Source organism: uncultured Arcticibacterium sp. (assembly GCF_964021845.1).
Lineage (GTDB): Bacteria > Bacteroidota > Bacteroidia > Cytophagales > Spirosomataceae > Arcticibacterium.
On record NZ_CAXHZC010000001.1, the window covers coordinates 1,262,367 to 1,277,839 of the forward strand.

General features: G+C 37.1%; 15 protein-coding genes. 13 read left to right on the forward strand and 2 right to left on the reverse strand.

From position 1 onward, the window contains the following. Positions 1-70: 70 nt before the first annotated feature. The 4 genes from AADJ06_RS05365 (at position 71) to AADJ06_RS05380 (ending at position 4,092) form a co-directional block, all read left to right on the forward strand. Complete coding sequence (locus AADJ06_RS05365; protein ID WP_341225377.1) at positions 71-1,036, forward strand: alpha/beta hydrolase; 966 nt, start codon at positions 71-73, stop codon at positions 1,034-1,036. A 305-nt stretch (positions 1,037-1,341) separates the two neighbouring features. Next, entirely contained in the window at positions 1,342-2,376 is a 1,035-nt protein-coding gene (locus tag AADJ06_RS05370; RefSeq protein ID WP_341225378.1) for a two-component regulator propeller domain-containing protein, read from the forward strand. A gap of 85 nt (positions 2,377-2,461) precedes the next feature. Continuing rightward, a complete protein-coding gene (locus AADJ06_RS05375) occupies positions 2,462-3,031 on the forward strand; it encodes a Crp/Fnr family transcriptional regulator (RefSeq protein ID WP_341225379.1) in 570 nt (189 codons plus the stop codon). A gap of 62 nt (positions 3,032-3,093) precedes the next feature. Next, positions 3,094-4,092, forward strand: a complete 999-nt coding sequence (locus tag AADJ06_RS05380) for an NAD-dependent epimerase/dehydratase family protein (RefSeq protein ID WP_341225380.1) — start codon at positions 3,094-3,096, stop codon at positions 4,090-4,092. A 46-nt stretch (positions 4,093-4,138) separates the two neighbouring features. On the opposite strand, the gene AADJ06_RS05385 is transcribed toward AADJ06_RS05380, so the two are convergent. Then, on the reverse strand, positions 4,139-4,513 hold the full coding sequence (locus tag AADJ06_RS05385; protein ID WP_341225381.1) for a transcriptional repressor: 375 nt from the start codon (positions 4,511-4,513) through the stop codon (positions 4,139-4,141). 138 nt (positions 4,514-4,651) lie between these two features. On the opposite strand from AADJ06_RS05385, the gene AADJ06_RS05390 reads away from it, so the two are divergent. The 5 genes from AADJ06_RS05390 (at position 4,652) to AADJ06_RS05410 (ending at position 7,617) form a co-directional block, all read left to right on the forward strand. Continuing rightward, positions 4,652-5,560 carry an NAD(P)/FAD-dependent oxidoreductase gene (locus AADJ06_RS05390; protein WP_341225382.1) on the forward strand — a complete coding sequence of 303 codons (909 nt, stop codon included), beginning with the start codon at positions 4,652-4,654 and terminating at the stop codon, positions 5,558-5,560. A gap of 15 nt (positions 5,561-5,575) precedes the next feature. Beyond that, complete coding sequence (locus AADJ06_RS05395) at positions 5,576-5,839, forward strand: hypothetical protein (RefSeq protein WP_341225383.1); 264 nt, start codon at positions 5,576-5,578, stop codon at positions 5,837-5,839. Then, positions 5,836-6,444, forward strand: a complete 609-nt coding sequence (locus tag AADJ06_RS05400) for a class I SAM-dependent methyltransferase (protein WP_341225384.1) — start codon at positions 5,836-5,838, stop codon at positions 6,442-6,444. Before AADJ06_RS05395 ends, AADJ06_RS05400 begins: the two co-directional genes overlap by 4 nt. 33 nt (positions 6,445-6,477) lie before the next feature. Further along, positions 6,478-7,047 carry a Crp/Fnr family transcriptional regulator gene (locus AADJ06_RS05405; protein ID WP_341225385.1) on the forward strand — a complete coding sequence of 190 codons (570 nt, stop codon included), beginning with the start codon at positions 6,478-6,480 and terminating at the stop codon, positions 7,045-7,047. A 180-nt stretch (positions 7,048-7,227) separates the two neighbouring features. After that, positions 7,228-7,617: a RidA family protein gene (locus AADJ06_RS05410; RefSeq protein ID WP_341225386.1), complete on the forward strand. Its 390-nt coding sequence runs from the start codon at positions 7,228-7,230 to the stop codon at positions 7,615-7,617. Positions 7,618-7,681: 64 nt separating this feature from the next. Here the strand turns inward: AADJ06_RS05410 and AADJ06_RS05415 are convergent, their stop codons facing one another. Then, positions 7,682-9,106 (reverse strand): MBL fold metallo-hydrolase, encoded by a 1,425-nt coding sequence (locus AADJ06_RS05415; protein ID WP_341225387.1) that lies wholly within the window; start codon positions 9,104-9,106, stop codon positions 7,682-7,684. Positions 9,107-9,425: 319 nt separating this feature from the next. On the opposite strand from AADJ06_RS05415, the gene AADJ06_RS05420 reads away from it, so the two are divergent. The 4 genes from AADJ06_RS05420 (at position 9,426) to AADJ06_RS05435 (ending at position 15,421) form a co-directional block, all read left to right on the forward strand. Further along, positions 9,426-10,994, forward strand: a complete 1,569-nt coding sequence (locus tag AADJ06_RS05420; RefSeq protein ID WP_341225388.1) for a sulfatase — start codon at positions 9,426-9,428, stop codon at positions 10,992-10,994. A gap of 367 nt (positions 10,995-11,361) precedes the next feature. Next, complete coding sequence (locus AADJ06_RS05425) at positions 11,362-11,958, forward strand: NAD(P)H-dependent oxidoreductase (protein ID WP_341225389.1); 597 nt, start codon at positions 11,362-11,364, stop codon at positions 11,956-11,958. 4 nt (positions 11,959-11,962) lie between these two features. Beyond that, positions 11,963-13,852 carry a monovalent cation:proton antiporter-2 (CPA2) family protein gene (locus AADJ06_RS05430; protein WP_341225390.1) on the forward strand — a complete coding sequence of 630 codons (1,890 nt, stop codon included), beginning with the start codon at positions 11,963-11,965 and terminating at the stop codon, positions 13,850-13,852. A gap of 144 nt (positions 13,853-13,996) precedes the next feature. Then, positions 13,997-15,421, forward strand: coding sequence for a DEAD/DEAH box helicase (locus AADJ06_RS05435; RefSeq protein ID WP_341225391.1), 1,425 nt, complete (start codon positions 13,997-13,999; stop codon positions 15,419-15,421). Positions 15,422-15,473 lie beyond the last annotated feature (52 nt).

Sequence of the window (15,473 nt, forward strand, 5' to 3'; positions counted from 1 at the left end):
TTTTTTAACAAGACACTTTACCGAATGTTCGGTTTATAACTAGAAATTTCACGAAAGCACATAAATCAAAATGAGAAAAACAACACCTATCTACCTAGTAATAGTTCTTTTACTAGCAGGATGCCAAAACAAAAACGAATCTATAACACAAACCAATGTTATCATGAAAAACACAAAATACAAGAACTTAGAAGTAGACGGTATCAACATAGCCTACCGTGAAGCCGGAAATCCAGAAAATCCCACCATTGTTTTACTGCATGGTTTTCCGTCTTCATCGCATCAGTACAGAAAGGTTTTAAACCAGCTCTCTGATGAGTATCATTTGATTGCTCCAGACTATCCTGGTTTTGGAAATAGCGACTATCCCCTACCTGAAAACTATGCTTATACTTTTGATAATTTGGCTAAAACCATAGACGCTTTTCTAACCAAAAAAGGACTTAATTCTTACGCCATTATGATACAAGATTATGGCTCGCCAGTAGGTTTCAGAATAGCCACAGCCCATCCAGAAAGAATCACCGCCATTATAAATCAAAACGGAAATGCCTATGAAGAAGGTTTGGGCGAAGGCTGGAAGGACATTAGAGCCCTATGGGAAAATAAAAACGAAGAAACTGAAAAGGCACTCATGCCCACATTTACTTTAGAGGCTCTTAAATGGCAATACACGCATGGCACCAGAAATGCTGAAAACGTAAACCCAGACACATGGAACCTTGATTATGTTAATCTATCAAAGCCAAATGCTCATCAAATTAGCCTGGACTTATTTTATGACTATCAAAACAACGTCAAACTATACCCTACATGGCAAAAATACCTCAGAGAAAATCAGCCACCGCTGCTCATAGTGTGGGGAAAAAATGATGCTTTCTTTCCTGAAAGCGGAGCCGCTGCCTTTAAAAAAGATGTTAAAAACATTGACTACAACATCTTTGATACTGGGCATTTTGCACTGGAAGAAGATGGTGATGAAATCATTAAAAAAATGAGAGTTTTCATGAAGAACGTGCTTAAAAAGACATCATAACAATTTGCCAATCCCGCCTCACACGACAATTAGAAACTTCTTAGCCAAAATAAAGGTCTGGCTAAGAAGTTTTCTTTTTAGCGTACCTCAAAAAACTATTCTCCTATTTTATCTTAACTTCCTTTAAATCTCGCCACTCCTCTAAACTTACAGCTGAGTAGAGCTATTATAAAAGCCTCTGGCTCGACATCCTTTAAAACCAGTTAGCATATTATAAGATTTTACATATCATTGACACGAATTTACAATTGATTTACTACCTGTGAGACCTCTTCATGCTACTTTTGAGAAAAACATAGTACCGAATGAAGAATACCAAAAACATCTTTCCATTGCTTCTTATCATGGCTTTCGGAATCTCTTGCAATGGGCAGGAAAAGCCAAGTTCCACCAGTAACTTATTCGCTGACCTTACGAATTATACCCAACCACAAATAGCCGAATACATAAGAAACATCTTTCAAGACAAAGAAGGAAACCTATGGATGGGCACAAACGGACAAGGTGTAGCCCATTTTAATGGAAAAAGTATTTCTTACTTCTCTAATGAGCAAGGTTTTGGTGGTCAACAAATTACAGGTATTACGGAAGACCTAGACAAAAACCTATGGTTTGCAACTAATCAAGGGGTGGTGAAACAAGAGTCCTCAAAAAAGTTTATCAATTATGATTCCCAATACTATTTTAAACGCCAACATCTATGGAGCATATTTGCCGACAGCAAAGGTCACATTTGGGCAGGTGCAGGAAATGGTGTTTTTCGTTTTGATGGCACCAAATGGGCGTCTTTTGAACTACCTCACTCCAAAGAAAAGCCTTCCCTTAACTTATTGACAGGTGTTACCGTATGGTCTATTTCTGAAGATAAAAAAGGAAATATCTGGTTTGGCACTAGCGGAAATGGAGCCATCAAATATGACGGAAAATCATTTACACAGTACACTAAAAAAGATGGACTGACAGATAACTATGTTGACAATATTCTGGAAGACAGAAACGGCAACATTTGGTTTGGTACTAGGTTTGGAGGCCTAAGCCGATTGAACGGAAAAACCTTTACCAACTACACCGAAAACGACACCATTGGTAATAATGAAGTGTGCGTAATGTATGAAGATAAGGCAGGCAATATTTGGTTTAGCTCCGAAGGCTATGGCGTGTATTGTTTTAATGGAACCTCTTTTACCAATTATGGCAAAAACGAAGGATTGCGTGTGCTAGCCGTACAAACTATCTTTGAAGACAAAGAAGGCAGATTTTGGGTTGGCGGCGGTGGCGGACTTTACCGTTTTGATGGAAAATCCTTTTATAACGTCACCCAAAATGGACCGTGGGAATAATTCACACATAAATGAAACTGAAATCACTTAGTTTAGCTTATATAAGCACTAAGTAAGAGTTTCTAAACGTGTCAAATGTGTGCCCATGCAAAGCTTGCTAAACTATATTAAATCACGCCTTACCTTAACTGAGGATGATATTGCTCTGCTAGAAAAGTGTGCTATACCCGTGAACGTACCTGCACAGACCAAGCTTTTAGAAGCAGGGAAAACAGAACGTCATTTGTACTTTTTGAGTGAGGGAATTGTTAAAGGATATCAAAACATAGATGGTAAACTGGTGATTCAGCACTTAGTTCCTGAGAATGATTTTTTCACCTCTCTGGATAGCTTTATGAGCGAAACGCCCTCTTTAGATTACTACGAAACAGTCACAGATTGTAAACTTATAAAAATAGCAAAACCAGACTTTGACCTTTTACAAGAAAACTCCACCAATTGGAGTGATTTAGTGAAAGCCGTGACCAACGAACACCTAGCTTGTAAACTAGAACGGGTTAAAGATTTTCAAGTTTTGACAGCCAAAGAACGCTACTTGAAATTTGTAGACCAACACCCATATTTAGCCTTAAACGTTTCTGTAGATAATATTGCCTCTTTTTTAGGCATGGAACCTCAGTCTTTAAGTCGCATTAGAAAACAGGTCGCTTTCTAACAAATGTTATTTCATGCCTTGCTGTAAGTCCAGAAATTTGCTCATACAAAAAACTATAAATCATGAGCAAAGAAATTTCACTGGTCACTGGAGCTAACGGCCATTTAGGCAATAACCTGGTGCGTTTATTACTCTCTGAAAAGCACGAAGTAAGAGCATCTGTAAGAAATATTAACAAGCAAGAGGCTTTTGAAGGCTTAAACTGCGAGGTAGTGCAGGCTGATATTACCGACAGAGAATCACTAAAAAAGGCCTTTATAGGAGTTACCAACCTATATGCCGTAGGTGCCAACTTCAGTATGTGGGCTAAAAACCCCAAGGTTGACATTTATGATAATAATGTACAAGGCACCCAAAATGTATTTGACATAGCTCAGGAATGCGGCATTAAAAACATTGTTTATGTGAGTTCGGTGGCTTCTTTAGATTTCACCAAATTACCAGGAAATGTAGATAATGGCTATAACAAAGACAGACGAAACTGGTATTACAATTCCAAGAACGATTCCGATAAGCTAGCCTTAGAGCTCGGCAAAAAATATGGCATCAGAACGGTGGTGATTTTACCTTCCGCCATGATTGGCAGTAAAGCCTTTAAACTAAGCTATACCAACAACCTTGTTCTTCAAATTTTAAATGGAGAAATACCTGTTGATACCAATGTGACATTAAACTGGATAGATGTAAAAGATGTGGCTTTAGGAGCATATAGTGCCATGTTAAAAGGAAGGAATGGTGAGCGTTATATCTTATCAAACGAACAACACACCACCTTACAAGAAAGCGTAAAAATAGCCGCTGAACTATATCCGGCATTGCAACTAAAGACACCTAAAAAGGTACCCAAATTCCTACTCTACGCGGTGGCAGGTTTAATGGAATTTGGAAGTAAATTAACAGGAAAAGAGCCTTTACTGCAACGCCATTACTTAGATATGTTTTATGGATTAAAACAAGATTATGACATTTCTAAGTCTAAAAAAGAGCTTGGCTTTAAGCCTAAACCATCAAAAGTAGCCTTAGAAGAAGCACTAAGTTATTTGAAAAACGATTGGAACTAAAACAAGTTTAATAAGTGCAAAACCTAAAGTTTTGTGCTTATTTCCCTCAAGAACAGTCCTTACAAATTCCTGTAAGCACACAGTTCACGGTTTCTACTTGGTAAGCACTTTCTATAGAAAAATGTACCGGAATGGGCATGCACTCTATGGTTTCACACTTGGTACATCTAAAGTGAAAATGGTGCAAAGGGGCCTCGTTTTCATCACATTTTACGCATAAAGCGAAATACTGTTTGCCATCGTCTGCCACTATTCGGTGCAAAACACCATCTTCACAGAAACGATTTAAAACCCTGTAAATAGTAGCCCTGTTTATATCTACAGCTATCGCCTTCTCTATAGCGTCTTGGCTCATAGCCTTAGCCGACGAACTTAAAACCGAAAGCACAGCATCTTTTGTTGGCGTATTTCTCCTCTTCATTGGCACAAAGTTAAAAAATAATTATTGCGACAACATTGCAACAACGAAAAAAGATACTACTTTTGCACCATACCCTATTGCGACAATATTGCAATTGCGTATAGTCCAGAATTTCCTTTCTAGATAAATTTAACCAGAATGAATAAAACACAAAATTTTGAAGTCATTATTATCGGCGGCAGTTATGCCGGCCTTTCTGCCGCTATGGCATTAGGGCGTTCATTACGCAAAACTTTAATAATTGATAGCGGTTCTCCATGCAATAAACAAACACCACATGCTCATAATTTCATTACACAAGATGGCGTAAAACCCAGCGAGATAGCTTCTAAAGCGAAAGCTCAGGTTTTAAAATACCCTACGGTCAGCTTCATAGAAGACCTTGCCATTAAGGGAAGTAAAACTGAAAATGGTTTTCAAATCCTCACAAAATCTGGCAAACCATACACTGCTAAAAAACTAGTTTTCGCCACTGGCGTTAAAGATATTTTGCCAGTAGTAAAAGGATTCTCCGAATGCTGGGGCATTTCTGTGGTGCATTGTCCTTACTGCCACGGCTATGAAATAAGAAATCAAAAAACAGGTATAATGGCAAACGGAGATACAGCCATGCACCTAGCTTCACTAGTCAATAACCTTACAGACAAGCTAACTATTTTGACTTCAGGAAAAGCGGACTTTGATGCAGAGCAATTATCAAAACTCAAAAAACACAAGATAGAAGTCATTGAAAAAGAGATTGTAGAAATTGAGCATGAAAACGGCCACCTAAAATATATAATCTTTTCAGACGGAAGCAAAGAAGGTTTTACTGCTGCCTACGGACATATACCATTTAAACAGCATACTGATATTCCAGGAACATTGGGCTGCCAAATCAATGAACAAGGCTATATAGAAGTAGATATGATGCAAAAAACAAGCTTAGATGGCGTATTTTCTTGTGGGGATAATACCTCTAGAATGCGTTCTTTAAGTAATGCCATAGCATCTGGAAATATAGCTGGTGCCATGGCAAATATGGAACTAAGTCAAGAGGAATTTTAAGAGGTTTAATAGAAAATGATGGTAGAAGTTTTCATCACAAACATAACGAAAGAATCGCATTTAAAAAGCATAGAGAAACTACTCAAGGAGGAATTTACCAAGCTGCTTATTAATTTTGATTTGGACGAAACAGGCCAACCTTACCCTTGCGGTCATACCGTTTTACGAGTTGAGGGTCAAAGCATTGATGCCAAAAAGATAATATCGGTGCTTCAAAAAGAAGCTGTTCTTTGCGAAATCATGAAAGACGAAGTTTGTAATAAGCATGAATCATTATGACAGAATTTTGGGAAACTAATTTTATTAAAAAACAAGAAATGTGGGGTTTTGAACCTGCTAAACCAACTCTTTTGGTCAAAGACTTTTTTGTCAAAAATGGATTAAAAAACATTCTAATTCCTGGAATAGGTTATGGTAGAAATGCCAAAGCTTTTAAAGAAAACGGAATGGAGGTAACAGGTATAGAAATATCAAAAACCGCCATAGCCCTAGCCAGAAAACATTATGGGCAAGATATGACCATATATCACGGGGCTGTAAATGATATGCCTTTTGACCATAAAAAGTATGACGGCATATTTTGTTCTGCCCTCATTCATCTGTTAAACAGTGAAGAAAGAGCAAATTTGATACAAAACTGCTATAATCAACTCAACACAAACGGCTTCATGGTTTTTACAGCCATCACTAAGAATGCTCCCAATTATGGTAAAGGAAAGCTAATCAGTAAAGACCGCTATGAATTTCATGAGGGTGCCCAAATCTTCTATTACGACCAAGAGACGGTTCAAAAAGAATTTGGTGAATTTGGGCTTTTTGAAAGTACAGAAGTAGAAGACAGCCAGCCCATGTTTTTAATAAAATGTAGGAAAGAAGAAGTATGATATTTTCTAGTAATTAAGTCATTAAAATCAATTATGAAAGAAACACTTAGAAAGCATCTTGAGAAATTAATTTCTCTAACGGATGATGAATTCAATGCTATTTTTTCTCACTTCGCAATTGAGCATTACAAAAAGAATGACTTCATTTTTCAAAATGGAAAACCTGTCAAAAACTGCTATTTCGTTCTTTCTGGTTTACTAAAGCTAGTTTATCATGACGACCTAGGCAAAGAGCATATAGTTTCCTTTTCCATGGAAGATTGGTGGGAAAGCGATTTCTACGCCTATTTCACGCAGACTAAGAGCACCATGGCTTTAATAAGTTTGGAAGAAACCTCTGTTTATAGTTTACCCATTGAAAACTATAAAAGCCTCTGTGCCACCATACCAAAAATGGAAAATTTCTTTCTTCAAAAATCTAATTTAGGCTTTATTGGCTCTCAGCAGCGTATTTTATCCTTACTCACTTCTAACGCTAAAGAGCGTTATCATATACTTTTAAAACAGCACCCCTCTCTACTCCAAAGAGTTTCGAAAACTCAAATAGCCACGTACCTAGGCGTTTCTAGAGAAACGCTAAGCAGACTTCATAGCTATAAATAGCAAATTGTTTATCGATTTAAATGGCGTACTAGCGAAACTGAAATAGTGAGGAATATCACAGGTTAGTAAAGAAAGGGGCTTCTAATTTTGTGTTTTGAATAGAAAAAGAAAAGTCTCAGGAACTTCATAATTACCTTTTTAATAGAAATCTGTAGACTTTTCAATTAAAACAAAACATGAATGGAGACAAAAGTAATTAACCCTTGGAAATGGCAAGATGACCGTAACTATGTTCAGGCGGTAGAAGTCAAAAACACCACTGGTACGCTGTATATTTCAGGTCAAACTGCCATTGACGATAATGGTGTTGCAAGCACGGCTGATATGAAATCTCAATTAATTCAAACTATCCAAAACCTGGAAAAAGTGATTGCTGATGCGGGTTACAATTGTAAAAACATTGTAAGATTAAACATTTATACCACTTCTACAGAAGAACTTTTTACTTCTTTTGACATTTTTCAAAACTGGGTGGTCAAACATAACATTAAGCAAACAAGTACTCTGCTAGAAGTCAAAGGCCTTTTTGAGACCTTAAAAATAGAACTTGAGGCTACGGTGGTGAAGTGAGTTGCTAAGATGTAAAAAAAGCATATTGGTGTAAGTCAAATTTACACCAATATGTTTAAAAGAATTATAACAGTGTGGTAGGACAAACATATTCTGTCACCGCCAATTTGCTTTCCTTAATACCCGCAAAACCTTCAACCACGTCCACAAAATTATCCCATCCTCTTTGTTGTAAAATAGAAGAGGCAATCATGCTTCGGTACCCACCTGCACAGTGTATTATAAACTTTTCTTCTTTAGGAAATTCCGCCAGATGATTGCTTATCTCATTCAAAGGAACGCTTATTGCCCCTACTAGATGCTCTGAGTCAAATTCACTTTTCTTTCTAACATCAAAAACCTTAGTGTTGTCAAGGTTAAGAATTTCTAATTCTTTAACCCTTATTCTATTTATTGAACTTGTTTCAAAACCGGCTTTCTCCCAAGCATTAATTCCACCATCCAGATATCCTATGGTATGGTCATAGCCAATTCTAGATAAACGCACCATACTTTCTTCTTCTTTTCCTTCTTCAGTTACTAGCAAAATTTCTTGCTTAATATCCGCAATCATTTCGCCAACCCACATAGCAAAATTACCATTCAGGCCTATGTTTATACTATTTGGAATATGCTTTTTGGCAAAATCTTTCGCATCTCTAGTATCTAACACTAGTGCCATATTTTCGGTGGCCACGGCTTCAAAGGCCCCAGGATTAAGCGGAGTTTTAGCCTTTTCAAGTACCTTATCTAAGCTTTCATAGCCTTTAATATTCATCAATACATTTTCTGGAAAATACGGTGGGGGTGTAGTTAAACCTGTCAATACCGATTTCACAAATGCATCTTCGGTCATTTCCTGCAAGGCGTAGTTTGTTTTCTTCTGATTGCCTAAGGTGTCGGTGGTTTCCTTGCTCATCTTTTTCCCACAAGCAGACCCTGCTCCATGATTAGGATAGACTATTAAATCATCTGATAAAGGCATAATCTTCTCTCTTAAAGAATGATATAAATGCCTAGCTAATTTATCTTCTGTTAAGTCTTCCACTACATGCTGAGCCAAATCTGGGCGTCCCACATCGCCAATAAACAATGTGTCTCCGGTAATTATACCGTGTTCTTTTCCGTTTTCATCAATCAACAGAAAAGTACTGCTTTCCATGGTATGACCTGGTGTATGAATTACTTTGATTTTGTAGTCTCCCACCTCGAAAACTTGACCATCTTCTGCTTTTATAACTTCGTAAGAAGGTTTGGCCGTAGGCCCATAAACAATTTTTGCATTCGTTTTCTTAGCCAAGTCTAGGTGCCCAGAAACAAAATCTGCATGAAAGTGTGTTAGAAAAACGTACTTAATTTTTGCATTACCTTTTGATGCTCGGTCTATATAAGGTTGTACTTCTCTTAATGGGTCAAAAATGGCTGCTTCTCCATTGCTCTCTATGTAATACGCCGCATGAGCAATACATCCTGTATAAATTTGTTCTATTTTAAAATTTGAGTTTTCCATGATATTTATTTTGTAGGTTGTCATTGATTTCTATACCCCAAACTTCCAATAAAAAACTCAAGCGTTCAGTTACTTTTGTCACACTTCCGAATTCACATAAAGCTTTTAAACACCTATGCATATAAGCTTAGGTGCAGCTAGACACTGCTACTATCAAAACCCTCCATTTTTTCAACATTTGTTATTAAAGGTGTTAAAGCTTTCAGCAAACTCAAAGGCTATATTTTTCAATTAAACTGATGTTTTCTTCTCTCTTAACAAACCTATATATTGCGTGCCAAAACACTATTGAATTGATTTATCTAATAGCCCTATGACCATGAAAAAAAACAGAATGCCTTTCCTTCAATTATTCTTATTGTTTATAGCTGTTCTTATTACCTCTTGTGAAACAAAACCAAGTAAGCCTAATATTCTTTTTGCTATTTTAGATGATGCCACCTATTCACATTTTGGAGCTTATGGCTGCGACTGGGTCAATACACCAAATTTTGACAGAATAGCTGCTCAGGGAATATTGTTTAATAAGGCATACACCCCGAATGCCAAATGTGCTCCTTCACGAAGTGCCATATTAACTGGCAGAAATTCATGGCAATTAGAAGAGGCCGCAAACCATTGGAGCTATTTCCCTCAAAAATTCAAAACAGTGGGCGAAGCATTATCTGAAAATGGCTACCACGTGGGTTACACAGGAAAAGGATGGGCTCCCGGCGTAGCAGGCGAAATAGATGGTATAAAACGTCAGCTTATTGGTAAAGCATACAATAATAAACAACTAACAAGCCCTACATCTGGTATTTCAAGCATTGACTATGCTGAAAACTTCATTGATTTTCTGGACACAAAAAATACTCCTGAACCATTCATGTTTTGGTTTGGCTCTTATGAACCACACAGGGCGTATGAATTTGGTTCTGGTATAGAGAAAGGCAATAAAAACTTGAAAGATATTTCTAAAATCTACTCTTTTTGGCCAGAGAATGACACCATCATTACCGATTTGCTTGATTATGCATACGAAATAGAGTACTTCGACCATCAGTTAGGTTTAATGCTGGAAGAGCTAGAAAACAGAAGTATTATAGACAACACCATCATAATAGTTACCTCAGATAATGGCATGCCCTTTCCACGTATAAAGGGTCAAGAGTATGAGTTATCTAATCATATGCCGCTGGCTATTATGTGGCCTAATGGCATTAAAAACCCTGGACGAAAAATTGATGATTTTGTAAGTTTTATTGATTTCACTCCCACCCTTCTTGACTTGGCCGGTATAGAAAACAGTGGCATGCAGCCGGTAGAAGGCAAAAGTTTGAGCAATTTGTTTTACGCTGAAAATTCAGGAATTATTGACTCATCTCGTGATCATGTTTTGATTGGCAAAGAAAGACATGATATAGGCAGACCTGAAGACCAAGGGTATCCTATCAGGGGTATTGTAAAAGGCGATTATCTATTTATTCAGAATTTTGAAACAAGCAGATGGCCCGCAGGAAATCCAGAAACTGGTTATTTAAACTGCGACGGAAGCCAAACAAAAACAGCCTGCTTAGACGCTAAAGCAAATAAAGACACTTTTAAATACTGGGCTTGGTCTTTTGCTAAGAGACCAGAAATTGAATTATACAATATCAACGATGACCCAGAATGCATGATTAACCTTGCCGAAAACCCAAGTTCCTCTAGCATTATAAACGAACTCAAAAAACAATTATATGCAGAGCTTAAGGCACAATCTGACCCGAGAATGGAAGGGAAAGGATATCTTTTTGACCAATATCAATATGCGGACAAATCGGGTGTAAATTTTTACGAACGCTATATGCGGGGAGAAAAGCTAAAAACAGGATGGGTTAATGCGTCTGATTTTGAAGAGTTATAAGCATGCAGGTTCAGGTTCCTTATAAGGCTGATTCAATAGCTTTTATACTATGTTTAATGCCTTCGTTTTTGGGGTCATATGTTTATTATGAGTGATGGAATTGACTGGTTTAATATATAACTTTAGGCCATGTTAATTTGCCTTAATTATAATTTGGCAAACCTTAATTTAGATAGTATAAGTACATGTAAATTTCAGAGGAAAACTAAACCTTAAATTCTTTTCGGCTTTAAGAAGAACAAAAAAACTTATTTTAGTTTATTTCGGTTAAAGACGGACAACTTTACAGCGTAAAGTTTATTTAAGATATTGTTTAAGTATTCTAGTTTCTGTTAATGTGTGCAGAAAGTCATTTATCACTTCACAAATGAAAAAAATATTAGTTCTGTTTTCACATCCTAAGTTTGAAAAATCGCGTGCGAATAATATCCTCGTAAACAATATTAAGGATAAAGAAGGGGTAACATTTCATGATTTATATGAGGCCTATCCTGATTTTCATATTGACGTGGATGCAGAAAAAGAACTATTAACTAAGCACGACATCATTATTTGGCACCACCCATTCTATTGGTACAGTTGCCCTCCATTAATGAAACAGTGGATAGATATGGTGCTGGAGTTTGACTGGGCGTATGGGCCAAACGGCGTGGCTCTTAAAGGCAAAACCTGTTTAAATGTAATTACCACAGGAGGTTCCAGAGAGCTTTATTGTTCGCAGGGAAGTAATAGTTTCTCTGTCAATGAGTTTTTAAGACCATTTGAACAAACGGCTAATCTCTGTGGTATGACATATTTTCCACCTTTTGCAGTCATGGGAACTCATCTTTTAAATGATGAGGCCTTAAAAGAACATGCTGTGCAATATTCTAATTTGATAGACTTACTTCAAAAAGAAATAACCTTAAGTACCTTTAATGGCTGTGCCTTTTTAAACGATATTCCACAATTAAAAACGCTCTAATTATATGACAGGAAGTATACTTTTTCAGGCCATAGTATTTTTAGCAGGAGCCATTATTTGTGTTTCTATCGCTAAGCGTTTGGGGCTAAGTTCGGTTATTGGCTATTTATTAGCAGGAGTTTTAATAGGGCCCTATATCCTTGGTTTTATTGGGGAAGAAGGTGATGACATTCTTCATTTTGCAGAATTTGGAGTAGTCATGATGCTGTTTCTAATTGGTCTAGAGATTGAGCCTAAAAACTTCTGGAAGATGCGAAAAACTATCCTTGGTATGGGTGGTTTACAGGTGGTGGGTACTATGCTACTGTCCTATATGTTTTTTACCCTTTTAGATTTTGACTGGAAAGTGTCACTTGTTATCTCTATGGCTGTAGCTTTATCATCTACCGCCATTGCCATGCAAACCATAAAAGAAAAGGGTCTTATGGATACCACTTCTGGAAGTTCTTCCTTTTCTATTTTACTGTTCCAAGATATTATTGTCATTTTTATGCTCGGAGCATTGCCTTTGCTTTCCAATGCCACAGCACCATCTTCTGCTGATAACCATGAGGAACACCTAAATTTATTAGACAGTCTGCCTATTGGTTTTCAAACATTAGCCATTATTTTATCAGTTGTTGTCATTGTTTTTACGGGTAAATACTTGATAGTTCCTATGCTACGCAAAGTGGCAAAAACTGGTGTAAGAGAGCTACTAATAGCTGCAGCCTTTTTAATTGTATTTGCTATTTCATTTTTAATGGAATATGTTGGTTTAAGCCCAGCTCTAGGAGCATTCTTAGGGGGTGTGGTACTATCAAATAGTGAGTTTAAACATGAATTAGAAAGCACCTTAGAACCTTTCAAAAACTTATTGCTTGGTCTGTTTTTCATGGCGGTGGGTGCCTCCATAAACTTTATTGTTATTGCCAAAAACCCATTTACCATTGGTGGTATTTTAGTTGCCATCATTGCCTTAAAGGCTATAGTCCTATTTATTACGGGAGCTATCTTTAAACTAAAACTAGACCAAAAATTACTACTAACATTTGGCTTAGCACAAATTGGTGAATTTGCCTTTGTACTCCTTTCCTTTGCTTTTAGTCTAAACATTTTAGAACAAGACCAAATGGATTTGATGCTAGTAATAACGGCACTTACCATGTCGCTCACGCCTATTATTGGCCTAATTAACGAGCGGTTCATTCTTCCAAAAGTTGGTACAAAGGAGTCCATAAAAAGGCCAATGGACCATGTCGCCAAATCACAAAAGATAATACTGGTAGGCTTTGGTCATTTTGGCAGCACTGTTGGACGGTTTTTAAGGTCATATGGTGTAGAGGCTACTATATTAGACCAAGATTCAAACCGCGTTGATTTCCTTCGTAAAATGGGTTTTGAGGTTTATTATGGAGACGCCACACGCTTAGACCTGCTAGAGTCCGCAGGAATTGCTGAAGCTAAAATGTTGATTTGTACGGTAGAGAACCCATCTATTACCAAGCAAGTGACGAAACTAGTTAAAGAGCATTACCCAAACGTAGAACTTATGGTTCGTGCTAAAAATAGGTACGAAGCATATGATTTATTGAACTTGGGAATTGATAATATTTATCGCGAAACGCTAGACACTTCCTTATCGCTAGCCAAAGATGTTCTAAGTAAAATGGGTTTCAGGAAATATACACTGAACAAACAGGTCCAAAACTTCATTAAATATGATGAAGATAGCTTAAGACGATTAGCCAAAGAGTCTAAACTAGATGAGAACTATATTTTTAAAGCTAGAAAAGAGATAGAAGAACAAGAAAAGCTACTGAGTCAAGATTTCAAAAGAGGTATTGTAGAATATGATAATCACTGGGATAGCGAGCACATCAGAAAGGCCTTAGAAAAGCAGAACAATAGCTAGCAAAGCTTACCCTCCAAACATTTTCATGGAAAAAGAGTAGCTATTTCCTTACGTATAATTCGTTTTGTTATGAGCTCGCAAATATCCTTAGGGTATTAAGTCTTTTTCATTCCCATTTCGGCGAAAATGAATTGCTAAACCGAAATGACACATTTCAAAAATCATGCGTTAAATCATAGCACTGCAGATTTTTCTCGATTACTTTGCAAAATGAATACTTTTGAACACTTCAAGATAAAAAAACAGCTGGGTAACGCTATCTCAGATTTAGGGTTTACACAGCCCACGCCCATTCAAGAAGAATCCTTTTCTCCCATTATGGCGGGTTCCGATTTTGTGGGAATAGCACAAACAGGAACAGGAAAAACGATAGCTTATTTACTTCCTATCTTGCAAGACTTGGCGTATTCTGAACAAGCCAATCCCAGAGTTGTAATTTTGGCTCCTACCAGAGAACTAGTTATTCAGATAGTAGAGCAAATAGAAAAACTGACGCCATATATTAGTGTAAGAACCTTGGGCGTTTTTGGTGGTACCAATAATATAAAAGGTCAAAAACTAGCCGTAGCCGAAGGTATTGACATTATAGTGGGTACACCAAGACGACTGTATGACTTGGTAATCAGTAATGTATTAAGACTAAAGTCTGTCAAAAAATTGGTGATTGACGAAGTGGATATCATGCTTGACTTTGGCTACAAAACACAGCTGAAAAACATTTTTGAACATTTACCCACTAAAAGGCAGAACATCCTCTTTTCTGCCACCATGACTACTTATGTAGACGAGCTCATTGACACTTTTTTGGTTAACCCGGTTAAGAAAACTATCTCGCTTAGTGGTACGCCATTGGAAAATATTAGTCAGTTAAAATATGCCGTTCCTAACTTTTACACCAAGGTTAATTTATTAAATCATTTATTAGCTGAAAAGGAAGAATACAATAAGGTCTTAGTTTTTGTAGGAACTAAAATTAATGCTGACAGGCTTTTTGAAACCTTAAAATTTAGTTCTGAAATGTCTGTGATTCACTCTAGCAAAGAGCAAAATCACCGTACTAATTCCATTGAAAAATTTGAAACCGGAACCAGCAGAATTCTGATCGCCACGGATGTAATTGCCCGTGGAATTGACATTGACAAAATCAGTCATGTTATCAGCTTTGATGCCCCTTTTTATGCTGAAAACTATATGCACCGTATTGGCCGAACAGGTCGAGCAGAACAATTGGGGAAAGCTATTCTTCTTTACACCGAGAAAGAAGAGCCTTTAAAAGACGAAATTGAGACTTTGATGAAGTATACCATTCCGGCAATGGAATGGCCTGAAGAGGTTTCTGTAAACCCTCAGCTTACCCCTGAAGAAAAAGACAAGCCAGTCATTCATGAAGAAATTCAACATAAAAAGTCGGAAATAGATAGAGGAGCTTCTTTTCAAGAAAAGTCAGCTAAAAACAGTAAAGAGAAAAAGGAAAGAAAAAGCTACGAGCGAATTATAAAGGAGCGTTACAAAAAGCCAATCAGACGTGGTGACAAAATCCAGAACATGAAAAAGAAAAAGAAGAAATAGCGATTTTTTTCAGACCGTTTTATCTCTCCTATTTCTAAAGTCTCAGACTTTT

Excerpts from the sequence above, each read along its gene's own strand:
- AADJ06_RS05365 (WP_341225377.1), top strand. The coding sequence starts at position 71 with ATGAGAAAAACAACACCTATCTACCTAGTAATAGTTCTTTTACTAGCA.
- AADJ06_RS05370 (WP_341225378.1), top strand. The coding sequence starts at position 1,342 with ATGAAGAATACCAAAAACATCTTTCCATTGCTTCTTATCATGGCTTTC.
- AADJ06_RS05375 (WP_341225379.1), top strand. The coding sequence starts at position 2,462 with ATGCAAAGCTTGCTAAACTATATTAAATCACGCCTTACCTTAACTGAG.
- AADJ06_RS05380 (WP_341225380.1), top strand. The coding sequence starts at position 3,094 with ATGAGCAAAGAAATTTCACTGGTCACTGGAGCTAACGGCCATTTAGGC.
- AADJ06_RS05385 (WP_341225381.1), bottom strand. The coding sequence starts at position 4,513 with ATGAAGAGGAGAAATACGCCAACAAAAGATGCTGTGCTTTCGGTTTTA.
- AADJ06_RS05390 (WP_341225382.1), top strand. The coding sequence starts at position 4,652 with ATGAATAAAACACAAAATTTTGAAGTCATTATTATCGGCGGCAGTTAT.
- AADJ06_RS05395 (WP_341225383.1), top strand. The coding sequence starts at position 5,576 with ATGATGGTAGAAGTTTTCATCACAAACATAACGAAAGAATCGCATTTA.
- AADJ06_RS05400 (WP_341225384.1), top strand. The coding sequence starts at position 5,836 with ATGACAGAATTTTGGGAAACTAATTTTATTAAAAAACAAGAAATGTGG.
- AADJ06_RS05405 (WP_341225385.1), top strand. The coding sequence starts at position 6,478 with ATGAAAGAAACACTTAGAAAGCATCTTGAGAAATTAATTTCTCTAACG.
- AADJ06_RS05410 (WP_341225386.1), top strand. The coding sequence starts at position 7,228 with ATGGAGACAAAAGTAATTAACCCTTGGAAATGGCAAGATGACCGTAAC.
- AADJ06_RS05415 (WP_341225387.1), bottom strand. The coding sequence starts at position 9,106 with ATGGAAAACTCAAATTTTAAAATAGAACAAATTTATACAGGATGTATT.
- AADJ06_RS05420 (WP_341225388.1), top strand. The coding sequence starts at position 9,426 with ATGAAAAAAAACAGAATGCCTTTCCTTCAATTATTCTTATTGTTTATA.
- AADJ06_RS05425 (WP_341225389.1), top strand. The coding sequence starts at position 11,362 with ATGAAAAAAATATTAGTTCTGTTTTCACATCCTAAGTTTGAAAAATCG.
- AADJ06_RS05430 (WP_341225390.1), top strand. The coding sequence starts at position 11,963 with ATGACAGGAAGTATACTTTTTCAGGCCATAGTATTTTTAGCAGGAGCC.
- AADJ06_RS05435 (WP_341225391.1), top strand. The coding sequence starts at position 13,997 with ATGACACATTTCAAAAATCATGCGTTAAATCATAGCACTGCAGATTTT.